Origin of the sequence: Enterococcus rotai (assembly GCF_001465345.1) — a bacterium.
Taxonomy (GTDB): Bacteria; Bacillota; Bacilli; order Lactobacillales; family Enterococcaceae; genus Enterococcus_L; species Enterococcus_L rotai.
In genome coordinates this window covers 2353318-2371629 of the sequence record NZ_CP013655.1, presented here as the reverse complement: position 1 = coordinate 2371629, position 18312 = coordinate 2353318, and the positions used below count along the sequence as shown (strand labels likewise).

20 protein-coding genes and 2 tRNA genes are annotated in these 18312 nt (G+C 37.8%); 5 read left to right on the top strand and 17 right to left on the bottom strand.

What is annotated here, in order from left to right:
• Window positions 1-66: 66 nt before the first annotated feature.
• Together ATZ35_RS11060 and ATZ35_RS11055 are read right to left on the bottom strand one after the other, a co-directional pair.
• Window positions 67-393: a PTS sugar transporter subunit IIB gene (locus ATZ35_RS11060; RefSeq protein ID WP_208927283.1), complete on the bottom strand. Its 327-nt coding sequence runs from the start codon at window positions 391-393 to the stop codon at window positions 67-69.
• Window positions 394-514: 121 nt separating this feature from the next.
• Window positions 515-802, bottom strand: a complete 288-nt coding sequence (locus tag ATZ35_RS11055; protein WP_208927282.1) for a DUF7662 domain-containing protein — start codon at window positions 800-802, stop codon at window positions 515-517.
• A gap of 181 nt (window positions 803-983) precedes the next feature.
• Between ATZ35_RS11055 and ATZ35_RS11050 the strand changes: the two genes are divergently transcribed.
• The 4 genes from ATZ35_RS11050 (at window position 984) to ATZ35_RS11035 (ending at window position 3388) form a co-directional block, all read left to right on the top strand.
• A complete protein-coding gene (locus ATZ35_RS11050; protein WP_208927281.1) occupies window positions 984-1643 on the top strand; it encodes a YigZ family protein in 660 nt (219 codons plus the stop codon).
• Window positions 1633-1869 carry a DUF2829 domain-containing protein gene (locus tag ATZ35_RS11045; protein WP_208927280.1) on the top strand — a complete coding sequence of 79 codons (237 nt, stop codon included), beginning with the start codon at window positions 1633-1635 and terminating at the stop codon, window positions 1867-1869. Before ATZ35_RS11050 ends, ATZ35_RS11045 begins: the two co-directional genes overlap by 11 nt.
• 59 nt (window positions 1870-1928) lie before the next feature.
• Complete coding sequence (locus tag ATZ35_RS11040) at window positions 1929-2711, top strand: 3-oxoacyl-ACP reductase (protein ID WP_208930474.1); 783 nt, start codon at window positions 1929-1931, stop codon at window positions 2709-2711.
• Window positions 2712-2881: 170 nt separating this feature from the next.
• Entirely contained in the window at window positions 2882-3388 is a 507-nt protein-coding gene (locus ATZ35_RS11035) for a QueT transporter family protein (RefSeq protein WP_208927279.1), read from the top strand.
• Between the two features lie 68 nt (window positions 3389-3456).
• On the opposite strand, the gene ATZ35_RS11030 is transcribed toward ATZ35_RS11035, so the two are convergent.
• Together ATZ35_RS11030 and ATZ35_RS11025 are read right to left on the bottom strand one after the other, a co-directional pair.
• Window positions 3457-4164: a GntR family transcriptional regulator gene (locus ATZ35_RS11030; protein WP_208927278.1), complete on the bottom strand. Its 708-nt coding sequence runs from the start codon at window positions 4162-4164 to the stop codon at window positions 3457-3459.
• A 296-nt stretch (window positions 4165-4460) separates the two neighbouring features.
• Window positions 4461-8708, bottom strand: coding sequence for a 2-hydroxyacyl-CoA dehydratase (locus ATZ35_RS11025; protein WP_208927277.1), 4248 nt, complete (start codon window positions 8706-8708; stop codon window positions 4461-4463).
• 192 nt (window positions 8709-8900) lie between these two features.
• On the opposite strand from ATZ35_RS11025, the gene ATZ35_RS11020 reads away from it, so the two are divergent.
• Window positions 8901-9509 (top strand): TetR/AcrR family transcriptional regulator, encoded by a 609-nt coding sequence (locus tag ATZ35_RS11020; protein WP_208927276.1) that lies wholly within the window; start codon window positions 8901-8903, stop codon window positions 9507-9509.
• A gap of 64 nt (window positions 9510-9573) precedes the next feature.
• On the opposite strand, the gene ATZ35_RS11015 is transcribed toward ATZ35_RS11020, so the two are convergent.
• The 13 genes from ATZ35_RS11015 to ATZ35_RS10955 all read right to left on the bottom strand — a co-directional run bounded on the left by ATZ35_RS11015 (window position 9574) and on the right by ATZ35_RS10955 (window position 18193).
• Window positions 9574-9759 carry a hypothetical protein gene (locus ATZ35_RS11015; RefSeq protein ID WP_208927275.1) on the bottom strand — a complete coding sequence of 62 codons (186 nt, stop codon included), beginning with the start codon at window positions 9757-9759 and terminating at the stop codon, window positions 9574-9576.
• 122 nt (window positions 9760-9881) lie between these two features.
• A tRNA-Gln gene (locus tag ATZ35_RS11010) sits at window positions 9882-9953 on the bottom strand.
• Window positions 9954-9963: 10 nt separating this feature from the next.
• Window positions 9964-10044: transfer RNA gene (locus ATZ35_RS11005), tRNA-Tyr, on the bottom strand.
• 91 nt (window positions 10045-10135) lie between these two features.
• Window positions 10136-10369 carry a DUF2969 domain-containing protein gene (locus ATZ35_RS11000; RefSeq protein ID WP_208927274.1) on the bottom strand — a complete coding sequence of 78 codons (234 nt, stop codon included), beginning with the start codon at window positions 10367-10369 and terminating at the stop codon, window positions 10136-10138.
• A gap of 95 nt (window positions 10370-10464) precedes the next feature.
• On the bottom strand, window positions 10465-11319 hold the full coding sequence (locus ATZ35_RS10995) for a hypothetical protein (protein WP_208927273.1): 855 nt from the start codon (window positions 11317-11319) through the stop codon (window positions 10465-10467).
• 18 nt (window positions 11320-11337) lie between these two features.
• Complete coding sequence (locus tag ATZ35_RS10990) at window positions 11338-12081, bottom strand: class D sortase (protein ID WP_244148154.1); 744 nt, start codon at window positions 12079-12081, stop codon at window positions 11338-11340.
• A gap of 37 nt (window positions 12082-12118) precedes the next feature.
• Window positions 12119-12694, bottom strand: coding sequence for a hypothetical protein (locus tag ATZ35_RS10985; RefSeq protein ID WP_208927271.1), 576 nt, complete (start codon window positions 12692-12694; stop codon window positions 12119-12121).
• 245 nt (window positions 12695-12939) lie between these two features.
• Entirely contained in the window at window positions 12940-13593 is a 654-nt protein-coding gene (locus ATZ35_RS10980) for a CBS domain-containing protein (RefSeq protein ID WP_208927270.1), read from the bottom strand.
• A gap of 4 nt (window positions 13594-13597) precedes the next feature.
• A complete protein-coding gene (locus tag ATZ35_RS10975) occupies window positions 13598-14299 on the bottom strand; it encodes an ABC transporter ATP-binding protein (protein WP_208927269.1) in 702 nt (233 codons plus the stop codon).
• Window positions 14299-15075 (bottom strand): ABC transporter ATP-binding protein, encoded by a 777-nt coding sequence (locus ATZ35_RS10970; RefSeq protein WP_208927268.1) that lies wholly within the window; start codon window positions 15073-15075, stop codon window positions 14299-14301. The genes ATZ35_RS10975 and ATZ35_RS10970 overlap by 1 nt, the downstream gene beginning before the upstream one ends.
• Complete coding sequence (locus ATZ35_RS10965; RefSeq protein ID WP_086281001.1) at window positions 15056-16024, bottom strand: branched-chain amino acid ABC transporter permease; 969 nt, start codon at window positions 16022-16024, stop codon at window positions 15056-15058. The genes ATZ35_RS10970 and ATZ35_RS10965 overlap by 20 nt, the downstream gene beginning before the upstream one ends.
• A gap of 9 nt (window positions 16025-16033) precedes the next feature.
• The gene (locus tag ATZ35_RS10960) at window positions 16034-16912 is read right to left on the bottom strand and encodes a branched-chain amino acid ABC transporter permease (protein ID WP_208927267.1); all 879 of its coding nucleotides are present in this window, start codon (window positions 16910-16912) and stop codon (window positions 16034-16036) included.
• A gap of 114 nt (window positions 16913-17026) precedes the next feature.
• On the bottom strand, window positions 17027-18193 hold the full coding sequence (locus tag ATZ35_RS10955; RefSeq protein WP_208927266.1) for an ABC transporter substrate-binding protein: 1167 nt from the start codon (window positions 18191-18193) through the stop codon (window positions 17027-17029).
• Between the last annotated feature and the right edge of the window lie 119 nt (window positions 18194-18312).

The window sequence follows — 18312 nt, the reverse complement described above, 5'->3', positions numbered from 1 at the left end:
CAAAACGTGATACGTTTTGTTTTGCTCACTTATAATAGGATTACTATTAAAGCAACCGCTGCTGTTTTATTGATCGTCTCCAATTAGTCTCAACGCTTGTTGTAAAACCTTTTCCCCGTTCATCATACCATAATCTGCCATGTTGATTACTTCTAAAGGAATTCCTTTTGGTTCTAAACGTTTCTCAAAGTCACCCTTCATAAAACGTACTTGCGGACCTAATAATAATACGTCTACAGGCTTGCTTTCTAAATTGTTATCCGCATCAGAAGCTGAAACTGCAAAGATATCTGCATCCAACCCTTGAGCATCGGCAGCTTTTTGCATTTTTGTCACTAACAAACTTGTGCTCATACCTGCAGAACATACAAGCATAATTGTTTTTTTAGCCATTCTATCCATCTCCTTTTTCTAATGATAACCTAGCCTATCTTTGACTTCTATACTTCATGATATCGTATAAACCAAATATTTGTCAACGCTTCCTGCTTTTACGTTCTCGTTATTTTTTCGTTCAAAATAACCAATTTGATTTTAGTAATTTATTAAAGACCACATATTCTTTTTCAAGAGTGACTTGTACCACTTGATATCCTGCATTAAGCCAGCCATATGCTCCTTTTTCAGGGTGCTTATGGTCATTGGCCCACCAATCAATATCAGTTCGTGCTGTCTTAGGAAGTCCCGAATGAGGAAAAAGCAACTCGTCAAACTGAGTAAACGTTAGAGTTACTTGTGATCCACCATTGGTCGTTAAATAATGGGTAACGCTATCATATTTCTTTTGACGCTCTTTTGCCAAATCATTCACTCCTTTAGTTGAAAAAAATAATTTCTACCAAAAAAACAGTATTCCTTTTAGTATTATCTCATAAAACTTTCAAGAAGCAAACGAAGCTCTCTCAGGTATTTTTAAGAGAACAGTTGCTTCTCGTCTTGATTTTTTTTATACTTAAAGCATTATGTAGTAAAGGACTGAGCAAATGCTTGAAAGTTATTTTACCATTCGCTCTGATGGAGAAAGTGAAATTGAGATAAAAAAATCTCGTTTTATCTGTTCTCTCAAACGAGTTTATTCAGAAGAAGAAGCAAAGCAATTTATTGCTCAAAAGAAAAAGGAACACTGGAAAGCAAATCATAATTGTAGTGCGTTCGTGATTGGTGAAAAAAGTGATATCCAACGCAGTAGTGATGATGGTGAACCTAGCGGAACTGCTGGTATTCCAATGTTGGAAGTGCTGAAAAAACAAGAATTGATCAATGTCGTCGCTGTTGTTACCCGCTATTTTGGTGGAACAAAATTAGGCGCAGGCGGGCTGATTAGAGCTTATAGTCAGGCCGTATCTCATGCTTTGGGCGATATTGGCTTAGTTGAGGGAAAATTACAGCAGGAGATCCGTTTAACGATCAGTTATCCCAACTTAGGCAGTGTTCAAAATTTTATGGAACACAACCCGTATACTCTAAAAGACACGGTTTACGGTGAACATGTTGATGTTATCTGTCTTGTGGATGAACCAAAATCTGAGGCATTTATGACTGAGGTCGTTGAATTATTAAACGGACAGGTTACATTTGAAAAAGGCGAATGTTCTTATCATGAACTGCCAATCATAGAAAAGGAGCAAGTAGATGACATTTGAAGAAGTATTACCACAAATCAAAAAAGGTGCTAAAGCAGTTAGAGAAGGCTGGGGTGGTTTTGAACTGTATATTGAACTTAGAGACGAGATCGGTACATCCGATGGTACGTTCCTTCAAGTTACACCCTATTTTTTAATTAAAACATCTGATGAAGGATACAGTATGTTCTCTCCAACGCCTTGTGATGTTTTGGCTGAAGACTGGAAAATCGTTCACACCGACTAAAATTTCGCTAAAAAGCTAGAACACTTAAATTAAGTTGGTCTAGCTTTTCTTTGATTACTATGAAAAGAGGGATAAGTATGCGTTTCAATGAATACCAAGGAAAAACAATTTTTGTAACAGGAGCAGCTTCCGGGATTGGGCAAGCTCAAGCGATTGCTTTCGTAGAACAAGGTGCAAACGTATTTGGTATGGATGTTGATCCAATTGGCTTGCGTAACACAACTGAGCAAGCAACAAATTATCCTGGAAAGTTTGCTGCTTTTATCGGTGATGTGACAAACCTTAACGATATTGTAGCGGCTGTAAAAAGCGTAAATGACACATTTGGCAGTATTCATATTTTATTAAACACTGCGGGCATTCTAGATGACTACACCCCGACACTAAAAACAACAGAAGCCATGTGGGATCGTGTTTTAGCTGTAAATTTAAAAGGAACCTTTTTAGTCACTAATCAAATTTTGCCACAACTTTTGATGCAAAAACATGGTGTGATCATCAATATGGCCTCAATTGCTGGCATGGTGGCTGGCGGCGGTGGCGCGGCTTATACTGCCTCGAAGCATGCAATCATTGGGTATACAAAGCAGTTGGATCATGACTACATCAGACAAGGTATCCGTGCAAATGCAATTGCTCCTGGAGCAATCCAGACACCTATGAATGCGGCTGATTTTGCTGGAGATGGTAAAATGGCCGAATGGGTCGCAAATGAAACGCCTGCTGGACGCTGGGCTAAACCTACTGAGGTTGCTTCACTAACATTATTTTTGGCAAGTCAACAGGCAGACTATATTCACGGCACTGTCATGACAATCGATGGTGGTTGGTTAGAAAAATAATAGCACTTATGTTTCACACCTTACTTTACAAATAGCACAATCTCCGATAACATAAAACCCAGTGAAGTCATTCACACTATGACACTTCAGTTGGCAGGATTCTTTCTGTCACTTCCTTTGGTCATAGTTATCACTAAAACAGAGAAACTGTTTTACAAAGGAGAATCCAAATGAATAATCCAAACTCGCAGACTAAAGCTTGGTCTGTCATGTCCCTGACAAAAATGGCGCTGATTACAGCACTGTATATTGTTGTGACCATTTTTTTAGCACCCTTTAGTTTTGGTGCAGTTCAACTCAGGTTTTCGGAGTTGTTCAATTACTTGCCGATTTTTAACAAGCGTTACATTGGCGCCGTTACATTGGGTGTAGCTATTTCAAACTTTGCTTCACCATTGGGTTTAGTAGATGTTATAATCGGTAGTTTATCGACATTCGTCGTTTTATATTTATCTTATTATGCCACCAAGCAGCTAAAAAGCCCTATCAAAAAAATGATGCTAACTGCCATGATTTGTTCTCTATCAATGTTTACAGTAGCCGGACAATTGACTTACTTTTATCAATTACCCTTTTTCTATACATGGCTAACCGTTGGAATTGGCGAGGTATTATCCATGTCCATTGGCGGTATCTTGATTTATTGGATCAATGAAAAAATCGATTTAACAAAATAAAAAAGAAAATGAATGCTGACAACTCTTCGATCTAGATGAGTTTAATGCGTTCATTTTCTTTTTTCAGTTTATTTTTCTAAGTAAAATTCAAAGCGATTTCCTACATACTGGGTTCTGACATACTCAAACGGCGTGCCATTTTCAAAATAAGAAATTTGGCGTAAACGAAGGATCGCATCTCCTCGTTTGATTTTTAAATAATCAGCGATCTGTTCCGACGCTAACATTGCTGAGATCGTTTGATTGGCATGACCGATTTTATTACCGCCTTTTTCTTCTAACGTTTTATAAAAAGAATTTGTAATTTCGGCTTTACTATATTGATCTACTAAGGAATACGGTACACTAGCAACTTCAAAACAAATGGGTAGGTCATCAGCAAAACGAACACGCTCCATTCGAACGATTTGTTCATTTTCTTTTAGGTTCAACTTTTCCATCTCGCTAGAACTTGGTTTGGCTACATAATAAGAAACTGTACGGCTAGAAGGTACTCGATTTTGTGAAAGCATAATGTCCGTAAAACTAGTGGTTCCTGTCATTTTTTCTTGGACTTTTTTACGGGCAACGTAAGTCCCTGAGCCAATCTTACGTTCTAAAATCCCCTCATCAGCAAGTGTTTGAATCGCCTGTCTCAACGTCATTCGACTAACACTGAACTGGATTGCCAACTCACGTTCGGATGGAAGGCGGTCTCCAATCTTCCAAACACCATGCTCAATATCATCTTTAATTTTATCGTGGATTTGAATATAAACTGGTAAACTCGAAACCATCTTATTTCCTCCTTTTTATTCTCCTTCATTATAACTGGTATATACCTCATAAACAACCAAAAAGTCTAAATTTCAGTAAAGGAAAGCCTTTACGTAATAATTTGGTATGCTTCAAACGAGAATTTTTTTTAGTCATTAAGTCTATTTTATACATAATTCAAAACAAAAAGAAAGAAAAAGTTTCGATTAAATTATCTTTTCAGATTGACTAATCGTAGAAAAAAGAGAGCCTGAGTACATAACTTTTCACGCTATGTACCCAGGCTCTTATTATCCGAATAAACACTTCTATTCTTTTATGAACGGACGTTTTCTTCATTCATCATTTTATTGGCTGTCGCCATCATTAAACGGATTCGATTTAATTGATTTACTAATGATACCCCAGGATCATAATCAATCGGTGCAATATTCGCCTTAGGATACTGACGACGTAGCTCTTTTGTCACACCTTTACCGACAACATGGTTTGGTAGACAACCAAACGGCTGCATACAGACAATATTATTGACATCCGACTTCAATAATTCAATCATTTCACCAGTCAGGAACCAGCCTTCACCAGTATGATTTCCAATTGAAAGTATCTTTCCAGCATCCTCAGCTAATTCGTGGATAGAACTCAACCCTTCAAATCGTTTGGAACTTCTTAAGGCTTTGTCCATCGGTTTTTCAACGTATTCAATAATTCGAATCGCAAATTGAGCTAAGTTTTTACTTTGTTTAGACATACCCATATTATCGTATTTCCAAATTTGATTATATAAAGAGTAATTCATAAAGCCAACGATGTCTGGTACGACAGCTTCTGCCCCTTCTGCTTCTAATAAACGGACAATATCGTTATTAGCAGTCGGTGAATATTTTACTAAGATTTCACCCACGATACCGACTTTAGGTTTCTTGACTTCATTTAACGGCACTTCATCAAACTCTTTAATAATTTTTTTCATATTACGATTGAATAACGTCAGTGAACCATTGCGAACATTTTTTTCGATTTGCTTCAGCCATTTATCATGCAGTGCATCAATCATCCCGACTTCGGTTTCATAAGGACGTGTGCGGTAAACAACTCGTTCAAATAAATCCCCATATAAAAAGGCGACCGCAACACGTTTCAACATTGGCAAGGTAAACTTAAAGCCTGGGTTAGACTCAACACCTTTGTTCCCCATTGAGACAGAAACAACAGGCACTTGCGGGAAACCAGCATCGTTCAAGGCTTTTCTAAGGAGCGGAATGTAGTTTGTTGCTCGACAACCACCACCTGTTTGCGTCATCATCACACTGACATGATCGAGATCATACTCACCACTTTCCAGCGCCTCAACCAGTTGACCGATCGAAATAATCGCTGGATAACAAGCATCATTATTGACGTATTTCAACCCGACATTGACCGCTTCCCGATCATCTGCTGGTAAACAAACCACATTATAACCAGACGCTTTTAATGCAACATCGACTAACCCAGATTGATGAATTGGGCTAAGCATTGGCAATAACAAGGTATGGGTCTTTTTCATTTCCTTTGTAAAGATGATTTTTTCTGGTTCTTCGTGCTGCATTTTTGGTTCAAAATGCATTTTTTCCCGTTCGCCAACCGCCGCTTTCAAAGAACGTAAACGAATCCTGATAGCCCCTAAATTAGACCCTTCATCGATTTTTAGGACCGTATAGACTTTGCCATATTGATCCATGATTTCCTCTACTTGATCGGTTGTAACGGCATCTAAGCCACAACCAAATGAATTCAATTGAACTAATTCAAGATTTTTAGATTTTGCCACAACACGCGCTGCTGCATATAAACGAGAATGATACACCCATTGATTGACCACACGTAAATTTCCAACATCACTTAAGTGAGAAACACAGTCTTCCGTTAAGACATGGAATCCTTCTTGCGTGATCACATCAGCGATTCCATGATTGATTTCAGGGTCTAAATGATACGGACGACCAGATAAAACGATGCCCTTCTCGCCTTTTTGATTTAGCATTACTAAGGTTTCTTCTCCTTTATTACGGACATCATCTTTAAAAGCATCTAACTCTTCATAACCATGCCGAAGCGCTTGGGCTACTTGCTCTGCTGAAATACCAAGATCTGCAAAGGTTTCACTTAACACTTTTGCTACAGAAGCTTCATTCGCTAGATTGATATAAGGATTACGATAATCGACTTTACCGTCACGAATATCGTCAACATTGTTCCGAATGACATCAGGATAACTTTGCACGATCGGACAGTTAAAATGATTATCGGCTTCGGCTGACTCTTGACGTTCAAAAACGACACCTGGATAAAAAATCATTGGTACCTTAGAATCAATCAAGGCTTGAATATGACCATGAGAAATTTTAGCTGGATAACACGCTGTATCACTTGGAATAGTTTCCATCCCTTGTTCGTACAATTCCTTATTTGAACGTGGCGATAATTCCACTCGGAAGCCCAGATCTGTAAAGAAGGTATGCCACAACGGATAATTTTCATACATATTCAAGACACGAGGAATTCCGACCCTACCATGCACCGCATCTTTTTCTTTTAAAGGGCGATACTTAAATAGTTTCCGGTATTTATAATCAACTAAATTGACCTTGCGATCTTCTTTTTTGACTTTGATCCTCGCACCACGTTCACAGCGATTCCCAGTGACAAATTGACGCCCATCAGAAAAAATCGTGACCGTCATCATACAATTGTTTTCGCAAAGACCACAATGAGTAAATTCTTTATCCGCTGTAAATGTATCCAGCTCCTCTAGCCCAAGAATCGTCGTTTCTTCTCCTAATTCGTAATTTTCTAAGGCAATCAATGCGGCACCGTACGCGCCCATCAATCCAGCAATAGAAGGTCGAACCACTTCCCGTTCACTAATCATTTCAAAAGCTCGTAACACCGCTTCATTATAAAAAGTCCCACCTTGGCAAACGATTTTTTTCCCTAGTTCTTCCGGACGACGGACTTTGATTACTTTGTAAATGGCGTTTTTGATTACTGAATAAGAAAGTCCAGCTGAAATATCGCCAACTGACGCCCCCTCTTTTTGAACTTGTTTCACTTTTGAGTTCATAAATACGGTACAACGAGACCCAAGATCAACCGGCGCTTTGGAACTGAGCGCTTCAAGGGCAAAGTCTTTGACATCAAAATTCAATGATTTAGCGAACGTTTCAATAAAAGAACCGCAACCAGAAGAACAGGCTTCATTTAATTGGATCGAAGACAACACACCCTCTTTGATCGTCATCGCCTTCATATCTTGACCACCAATGTCTAAGATAAAATCGACACCTGGCTGAAAATGATTAGCGGCTTTATAATGTGCCATTGTCTCCACTTCACCGATATCAACTTTTAAGGCATTTTTGATTAGATGTTCCCCGTAACCTGTAACTGCTGCTTTCCCGATAAAAACATCTTGCGGCAATTGTTGGTATAAGTCTTTTAAAACACTCATCGTGGTCTCTAACGGCTGTCCTTGATTGTTTCCGTAAAATGAAAACAATAAATTACCGTCTTCATCGATCAAGGTAACTTTTGTTGTGGTTGAGCCAGCATCGATTCCTAAAAATGCTACACCACGATGTTCAGACAAGGCTTTTTCTTGTGCTTTGGCTTGATCATGACGTGCTCTAAATGCTTTTAACTCATCTTCATTTTGAAATAATGGTTCTAACGTATCAGTCGGCTTTAATTGTTCTTCATCGCCTTTGGTTAAACGGTGGATCAACTCAGCTAAGGTGGTTGGATTAGCTCCTTCAGAATAAATCGCCGCGCCCATTGCCACAAATAATTGAGGATTTTCTGGAAATATCACATCTTCTGGTTTTACATCCAAGGTTTCAATGAATCGTTTTCTAAGTTCTGACATAAAGAACAATGGCCCACCTAAAAAAGCGATCTTCCCTTTGATCTTACGACCAGCTGCAAGTCCCGCAATCGTTTGATTGACGACTGCTTGAAAAATACTGGCAGAAATATCTTCTTTCGCTGCCCCTTCATTGATCAACGGCTGCACATCAGTCTTAGCAAACACACCGCACCTTGAGGCAATTGGATAGATTGTTTGATAGTTTTTAGCCAATTCATTGACACCATTTGCATCTGTTTTCAACAAAACTGCCATTTGATCGATAAAAGCGCCTGTACCTCCTGCACAGCTACCATTCATCCGTTGCTCTAAGGCACCTTCAAAAAAGGTGATCTTGGCATCTTCACCACCTAGCTCGATCGCTACATCCGTTTCTGGTATGATTTCTTCTACTGTTCTTGTACAGGCGATCACTTCTTGAACAAACGATATCTTCAAAACATCTGCTAGTCCCATACCACCAGACCCTGTGATCGTCATTGTGATCGGCGTTGCTTCGCCTAGCTCATTCATCGCTTCATTCAATACTTTTTCGGTTGCTGCTTTTACATCGGAGTAGTGTCGCTCGTATTTGGCGAATAATGTATGATTTTTTTCGTCAATAATTACTAATTTCACAGTTGTTGAACCAACGTCTATTCCTGCTCTGATTGTCATACGTTTGATCTCCTTATAATCCATATCCTTTTATTTCACAACACTTTGTTGATTATCCTACAAGGTGTCTGATATAATACTTATGTATATTTTAGAAAGATTCTAATTTAAATGCAACAAGCAAAACACCCAAATTTGTGAGATAAGCAACAAACTTTTAAAAACTGTTGATTATTTCGAAAGGAAATTTTTATGTCAAAGAAAACTGACCTCCGAGTAAAACGAACACACAAAATGATTATCGAAGCTTTCTTTCACTTAGTCGAGGAAAAAGGATATGACTGTATAACGATTCAAGACATCGCCGACGAAGCAATGATCAATCGTGCGACTTTCTATGCTCACTTCAAAGACAAACAAGACCTTTATGAACAAATTTTTGATTTTGCAATCAATGCTTTCACTTCTGTTATTGATACGGAGCAGATCATCGTCAGCAATCGCATCAAAGTAAAACAGATAGAATTCTTACTCACCCACATTTATATTAATATTCAAAAAAACAAAAAATTTTTTTTGACGATCATGGATGGAAGTTCAAATGAATTGTTACGCAAGAAGTTAGCAGATATCATTTATGAAAAATATGCGGATATCTTTTCTAAGTTGAAAATTACGGAGAATGATATTGAAGTACCGATTGATTTTATCATTGAATATATGACTTCTATCTTCATTGGTACCCTACATTGGTGGATCACAAGTGACACAGACATGTCGCCAAACCATCTGGCTAGACTTGTTATTAAACTGGTTGGAAACGGTCACCTGACCGTTCTGGGCCTAGAAATCGATAAATAACCCAGATTAAAGGAAAATAGGCTAAAACAACAAATAATCGATGTTGTTTTAGCCTATGATTAATTTAGCGGTTTTTAGCACGCCATTTTTTTGTATGTGCTGTATCTCGAGTAGATACAACTTGGATACCTGTCGCTTTATCTTTACTGTTCTTTTTAGAAAAAAGATTGACCTTCACATCATATTTACCTTCACGTGCTAAGTCATAGACTCTTTCTGCCGTTTCAGTTATTTTGTCTTTAATATTCATCGGGTTCACTCCTCATGCTTTTTATCCACTTTATCACATATTTTGAAAAAAGAGAACAGAAGTCACCCTGATTTTTTAGACAAAAAAAGAACAACTCATAGTGAGTTGTTCTCATAAAAAAACTGGGGTAGCTGGATTCGAACCAACGCATGACAGGATCAAAACCTGTTGCCTTACCGCTTGGCTATACCCCAAAGGTTGAAATGGAGGAAAGTGGATTCGAACCACTGAACCCTAAGGAACGGATTTACAGTCCGTCGCGTTTAGCCACTTCGCTATTCCTCCAAAAGGTTTTTAGTAACAAACCTGACTTAGTTATAATACAAAACTTTTAACAAAAATGCAAGCCTTTTTCGAAAAAAAGTTGTTATTTATTTTAGTCGTTTAAATTCCATTGGCGAATCACGTATTCGATCGCTTCATCAAGCGTTTTCACAGTCGCTTCATTGCGTCCATCGATCACAACCGCAAATTTTTTTGCTTCTTGTGCAAGAACTTGACCGATTTCTTTTTTGCCAATCGTTAAAGTACTCACTGTAATTGTCTCACCATTGATTTTTTTTTCAGTTTCTTCAATTTTTACTTCTATATCTTTATTTTTCTTTGACATCTTCATCCCTCCCAAGCATCTATGGTATCACGTTACACGAAAAAAAGAAAGTGGAGCAAAACGAGTTTCGTTTTGTTCCACAAATTGTTCTAAGTTTAAACACTAAATAATTGCTTTCTCTTCACTTCACTAAGTAAGCCAAAGACAATACCTGCTACAATCGAAACAGCTCCTACAACGATAAAAAGCCATAAAAAACTTGATAAGTAGGTTTGGATAAAGTCATACATGGCCTTAGACTGAATACCAAGCCTCGTTAAAGTACCCTGAATTAGGATAATTGCCGGAGCTACAAGCATCATCAAGCCACTACCAACCCAAACATAAGCCCAGTATCTAAATAAACGATGGACATACCCTCTTAACGAAGAATAGAGAGAAAAGCTTAGTAAAGCCCATAAAACACCACAAACAACCATAAAAATAACTAATGTTGATTTATAATTCATCACTTTCCGTCCGTAAGAAACTAAAAACGGCAGCTCAACATAGCCTTTATAAATTTTCACAGCATTCTCTGAAAGTCCCGTGACAGCCGCCTCTGATTCTGGTGTTGTCTGGATGCCCTTCTCATTCATATAATGACTGATTGCTGTTGAAACAGTTGTTTGAATCTCTTTTTCATTAGAAATCGAATATTTTGTCCCAGTATTGTACATCGCTTTAAAATAGGCATCTACATCTTTTTTTACTAACTCTTTGCTGATTGATTGATGCAATACACCTTCTGGAATGTTACTTCCTAAAGCGCTATTTTCAATTTGTCGATTGATTTCTTCAGTCAACTCTGAATAATAGTCTGCTTTAACTGCTTGTTTTTCGATATAGCCTTCACTAAAAAGTGTCAATCGTAAGGTCAATAAAATCAAAAAGGCAAACAAAAATACAGAAGATAAGAAAGCAATGAAATAGCGAGAGATAGTTTTCATTAAATGACCACTTTTTTTCATCTGACGGGTTCTCCTCCTTTATGACTTCTCATCAATGATTGGTCCAGATACATAGTCTGCAGAAACAAAAACACGTTCTGGTGTTAAACCAATCGCATCTAATGGATAACAAGTATAAAGAATCAGTGATCTTTTTGAACGGTCGCCTAACTTTGTATTGATTGCTGAGTCTTTATAATTCGCAACCTTTACTTCTGTCACTTGATACGTATAATCGCCATAATGAGTATGGACCTCGACTTGATCACCAGGTTCTAAGTAATAGATTTTCCCAAAAGAAGGCAGATTATGCCCGCCGATCAACGTCGCTCCAAGATCTCCTGGAATCATACTGCCGATGTACTGTCCTGCGCCTAAACGCAAGATTTCTTCGCTATCTCCGTAATATAATGGCTCATTAATTCCAACTTTATCGATCACTACTTCACCAAATTGATCTCCTCCTACTGGATAGATCATACTTGAAGAAGCTAAATCGCCCGTTTTAGTCACTTCGTTTCCATTCGCAGCTGCTTTTGACTCTTGATCAACGAGGTCCGTTGTCTGCTCAGTGGTTTGATCTACTGATTTATCGGTTACTTTTCCTGATGTTGTTTGCTCTTTTGTTGCATTTCTTTGTTCAAAAAGGTTCGTCCCTTTTTGTTCAAAATCCGGAGCATCATTCAGTGAAATCAATTCGACTGCTGAAGTAGCAAAATTAATGACAGGTGCGCCAATTATGTAAATAATGAGATAGCCAAAAAACATAAAGAGAAGAGGCATGTAAATAAATGCCCCTACTCTTTTTAGTTGTTTCATATTATGCTAGTTTGTTCTTTCTGCTCACGAATACTGCACCTGCTGCAGCTACGATCAATGAGCCAAAAGTAATACCGCTTAATGCGTAATTAGAACCTGTGTTTTTCACTGGAGTTCCAGTTTTGTAAACAGGCGCGCCATTCGCATCTGTGATTGTTACTGCTGAGTAGCTTCCGCCACCAAAAGTAATTTTCACGCCAACAGCATTTCCAGCAGCAACTGCGTAATTTTGTACTTGAGAAATTACGTTAGCTGGCAATAATTTAATTGCACTTGCAAGAGAATTAGCACTTGATGTATTAACAGATACACTTTCAACTAATCCACGTGCTGCTTGAATGTTTTTTACAGCCTCATCCGCTTGAGCTTGTGTTAAATCAACACGTTTCAAGTGATTTGCAGCTGCGTTTGTTTCAGCCGCATCAAAATTGAATTTTTTACCGCCGATTGTTACACCAGCATTCAATTCATTAAGAATAGACTGTTCTGTTGTTGAAATAGCTCCATCAGCAGAAGCTGGTGTAGCAAAGCTTACCATCGCAACAACAGCCACGATAAATCCAATAACTTTTTTCATTTGTTTTCCTCCTATCTTAAATATTTATAATTAATTACAGATGTTCTGTAATAATCATACCAACAATAACCCCTATTGTTTTAGGACATAATGTACAGATAGTAAAACGCTAAATCTTTTACTATTTGATTGTGATTAAAAGAGATTCTCCTTACCACACTATATAAAACTATCACATGCCAATATAATAGTCAAACTCTTTTTCAGTAAAAATTTTCTGGTGAATTCTTGCTATTAGTGACTTTTTATACTTTTTTTGACATAAATACTGCTTCAAAAACATCATAATTAGCTTCTTTTAAAATTTTTTCAATTTGATTAGTCTCACGACTTTCGATTTGTAACTCAATAACGGTTTCTAACTCTTTACGATTTACGACAACCGTCAAAATGCTAAAATCATTATCGGCTAGCAACTTTGAGATATCCGCTAAAATGCCTTTGTGGTCTTCTGGAATGCGCAGTTGAACACGCGTCCCACCATCGTTGTAGCCTGTGATTTTTAAGAATGCATCGAAAATATCGTTATTTGTAATAATTCCGACTAGCATCTCATTTCCGTCTACAACAGGCAATACACCAATATTATTTTGACGCATTTTAAAAATACCATCTTCTAAAGAAGCGGCGGGTTCAATGGTTTGAACCTCTTTTACCATGATATCTGCTACTGTCGTCTTGTTAAGTAGATAATTTACTTCATAAACGCTTAAGCTAGTAGCTTTTGACGGCATTGCAGATTGAATCGTGCCTTCTGTGATCAATCCAATTATGCGCTCATTTTTAACTACGGGTAAACGATGAATATTGTTTTTTTTCATCAAATCTACTGCATCAAAAATCTTCATTTCCGGTTGAGCAACGACTAAATTTTTTGTCATAAAATCACTTACACTCATGCTTTTATCCTCCTAGATAGGCTTTTTTAACTTCTTCACTTTCAAGAAGCTCTTTTCCTGGACCGCTTAAAACAACTTCGCCCGTTTCTAAAACATAGCCTCGATCTGCAATGGAAAGTGCCATTTTAGCATTTTGTTCAATTAGTAAAACGGTTGTTCCTTGTTTATTGATTTCTTTTATGATATTAAAAATTTCTTGAATAAAAATGGGGGCTAAGCCCATCGATGGTTCATCCAATAGCAATAATCTTGGTTTGGACATCAGCGCTCGTCCCATAGCCAACATTTGTTGTTCTCCACCTGATAAAGTAGCAGCATCTTGATTCTTCCGTTCTTTCAAAATAGGAAATCGTTCAAAAATCATCTCATAATCTTGCTTTAGCTCGCCATCTTTTCTCAAAAAGGCACCCATTTCTAAATTTTCCTGAACTGTTAATCCAGCAAAAACATGGCGACCTTCCGGAACTTGACACAATCCTGAGGCAACAATTTTTTGTGGAAGCATTTTTTGGATCAGTTGCCCTTCAAAAGTGATCGTCCCATTTGAGGGTCGATTCAATCCGGAAATCGTCCTTAAAATCGTCGTTTTCCCAGCCCCATTGGCACCGATCAATGATACGATTTCACCTTGTTTTACATTAAAACTAACGTCACGAACAGCTTGGATTACGCCATAATGAACGGATAAATTTTCGATTGTTAACATTATAGTTCCCCCCCAAGATATGCTTCGATTACACGAGGATCGTTTTTGATTGTTTCCGGTTCCCCTTCAGCAATGATTCTGCCGTATTCTAACACATAAATTCTTTGACAAACTTCCATGACTAAACTCATATCATGCTCGATCAACACAATTGTTATTTGAAATTCTTTTTGGATTTTCCTGATTAGTTCGGTTAAATCCGCCGTTTCTTGTGGATTCATTCCAGCTGCCGGTTCATCTAAAAATAATACTTTAGGCTGTGTTGCTAACGCACGCACAATTTCTAAACGCCTTTGTTCCCCATAAGGAAGATTTTTTGCTAGAGTTTGAACTTTATCCTCTAAGCCAAAAATTGCTAACAGCTCTAGTACTTTCTTTTCCATTTCTGCTTCTTTTTTATAAAAACTTGGCAAACGTAAAATACTTGATAGGATGCCTTCTTTATTTTTACTATTCATTGCGATCAACACATTATCCATAACCGTCAAATCTTTAAATAAACGAATATTTTGGAAGGTTCTGCTTAAGCCCATATCGGCAATATGATAGGGTTTCATTCCGTTTAAGACATGTTCTTTCCCTAAAACGTCTAACGTCACGGTCCCTTCACTTGGTTCATAAACACCGGTCAAAAGATTAAACAACGTTGTTTTACCAGCACCATTAGGACCGATCAAGCCAATCAATTCATTGGTTTCTAAAGAAAGATTGACATTTGAAACGGCAGCTAGCCCTCCGAAATTTTTTGTTAAGTTCTTAACGTTCAATAGAGGCATTTGTTTTATCCTCCTTTTTCTTGAAGATTTTTTTTACTGAAAATTCCCAGGTTCCAAGTAATCCACCTGGTTTAAAAATCATGATAATGATCAAGGCCAATGCATAAATGATCATTCTTAATGCACCTGCATCTTGTAAAAACATATTCAAAATTCCTAGTACAATGGCTGCAATAAAGGTACCTGTCACACTACCGATACCACCAAAAACCACGATGATCAGAATATCAATTGACTTCATAAAGCCAAAATCTTTTGGTGCAATCGTTTGAACATAACTTGAATAAATAGCACCTGCCACACTAGCTGTAACCGCACCGATAATAAACGCCACTACTTTATATTTAGTCGTATTAACGCCCATTGATTCAGCCGCAATCTCATCTTCTCTGATTGCCATTGTTGCGCGTCCTGGTCCACTGTGAATAAAATTAACAATAATCAAGGTCACAATAACCACAAATCCAAAAACCATCGACCAATTGACCATTGGGGGAATACCAAAGATTCCAGCAGGGCCATTCGTGATATCTTTCATGTTAATAATAATGATTCGAATAATCTCAGAAATTCCTAAAGTTGCAATCGCTAAGTAATCGCCTTTTAATCTCAATGTTGGAATCCCAACTAATAATGCCACGATCCCAGATAAAAAGATTCCTAGTAAAATCCCACTAAAAAAACCACCCATTGTAGGATACTTAACGGACATGATCGCTGCACTATAAGCCCCGATTGCCATAAAACCAGCATGCCCTAAAGAAAACTGACCTGAAAAACCAATAATCAAATTCAATCCTAACGCCAACATAATATTGATTCCAATCGTAATCAAGGTATATTCAGTGAATGGTGTAATAACACCTGTAACATATAATACATAGATAAAAGCATACGCTAATGCGGCAAGTAAAAGCCAAACGAAGTTATATTTCAAATTCTTTTTCATACTTACCACCTACACTTTCTCTTTGATGTTCTTGCCGAGGATACCAGCAGGACGAATCAATAATATGATGATTAACAATGCGTATACCACCGCATCTTTATAATCTGAAAAACCAAGTGCAATCGTAATTGTTTCTAACAAACCAATCACAAAGCCACCAAGTGCTGCACCAGGGATGATTCCAATCCCACCTAACACTGCGGCAACAAATGATTTAAGGCCTGGAACAACCCCCATCATTGGATCGATAGAATTATAATACAAGCCTATCAGCATGCCTGCCGCTGCTGCTAACGCTGAACCTAAAGCAAATGTAAATGAAATTGTGCGATTGACATTGATCCCCATCAATTGTGCTGCATCCGCATCCACTGAAACTGCTCGCATTGCTTTTCCCATCTTTGTTTTTTTGACGATTAATTGTAAGGCAATCATCAACACTAGGGAGATAACTAAAATAAGAACTTGAATATTTGAAATTTGGATAAACCCTAGTTGATAATTTTTAAATTCAATTGCTTGAGGAAATGATTTCTTTTCTGGTCCTAACCAATAAATCATGCCGTTTTGTAATAAAAATGACACACCGATTGCTGTAATAAGTGCAGCGATCCTTGTTGATTTCCTTAGTGGTCGGTAGGCTAAAAACTCGATGACAACACCGATCACGGCAGCTCCTACCATTGATAAAATCAAGGCTGGGAAGAACCCTAAACTTAATTTATTAATAAAGAAATACCCCATAAATCCACCTAACATATAGATTTCTCCATGGGCAAAGTTGATCAATTTGATGATTCCGTACACCATTGTGTACCCTAATGCCAATAGCGCATAAATACTACCTAGAAAAAGTCCATTGACTAGTTGTTGGATAACTACTTCCATGTTTATCACTTCCAATATTTTAGAATAAGTGCTGTTTGCTTAAAGGAAAAAGAGGATGGACAAAACGCAGAACCTTGTCTCACCCTCTTTTAGTTTCAATCATTTAGTGTATATTTAAGGATTTACAGCATCCGCAGATGTTTCTTTTCCTTCTGTTAAGCCTAGTACAACCGCAGATTTTTCAGGATTGTGATCTTTATCCATCGTCATTTTTCCTGTTACACCAACAAAGTCTTTTAATGAAGCCAAACCTGCTGTAATGTCTTTTGAATCTGCTGAATCTTTATCTTCCATTGCTTGTTTCAACATGTAAACTGAGTCATAGCCTAAAGCGTTGAAAGCAGATGGTTGTTTGTCATATTTTTTCTTGAATGCATCTACAAATGGTGTTACTTTGTCTGTTGCAGGCGCTTTTTCTGAGAAATGACCTGTGTAATAAACTTCAGATACATTTTTCGCACCAGCGATTTCAACTAATTTTTCATCACCAAATCCATCCGCTCCAAGAATTGGTTTGTCGATGCCCATTTCACGCGCTTGTTTGATGATCAAGCCAGCTTCTGCATAGTAGCCTGGAATGTAGATTGCATCGTAATCAAGGTCTTTGATTTTTGTTAAGATGGCTTGGAAATCTTTGTCTCCTGCTGTAAAGGTCTCTTCTTTGGCAATCTTGCCTTTGAATGTATCTTTGAATGATTTTGTGAGTCCAATAGCGTAGTCACTTGAGTTATCACCAATGATCACAACGTTTTTCGCTTTCAAATTATCTTGGGCAAAGTTTGCTAAGATAACCCCTTGGAAGGTATCTTGGAAACACGCTCTGAAAATATATTCTTGCACTTTATCGTTTACAACAGTGATACTGTCATCCGTCCCTGAAGGCGTAATAACTGGAACTGCTGCTTTCGTCATATTTGGAATCGTTGCTTTTGTTGCACCAGATGTTGCTGGACCCACTACTGCAACGACTTTATCTTTTGCCGTTAAGTTGGCTGCGACTGATGTTGCTTCGCCATTTTCTGATTTGTTGTCTTTTTCGATCAATTCTAATTTTTTCCCTAACACGCCACCGGCTTCGTTGATTTCTTCAACCGCTAATGTGATTCCTTCTTTTTCAGCGTTCCCATACGCCGAAACATCTCCAGAAAGTTCCATGTTCATGCCAATTTTGATTGTATCGCCTTCAACCTTATTTCCACCCCCGCTTGCGCCTCCGCCAGCTGTTGGACCACATGCTGCTAGTAAAAATAGACTAGCAAATAAAAAGCTAAATTTTTTCATTTTGTTTCCCCCTTGATTTTAAAGCTGATTGTGTTGTTTAGCTCTGACTGGAAAATAGGAAAAACAGAATGTGGTGCTTTTTGCCACAATCAGTTTTTATCTTTTTCCCGAAGAGCTAG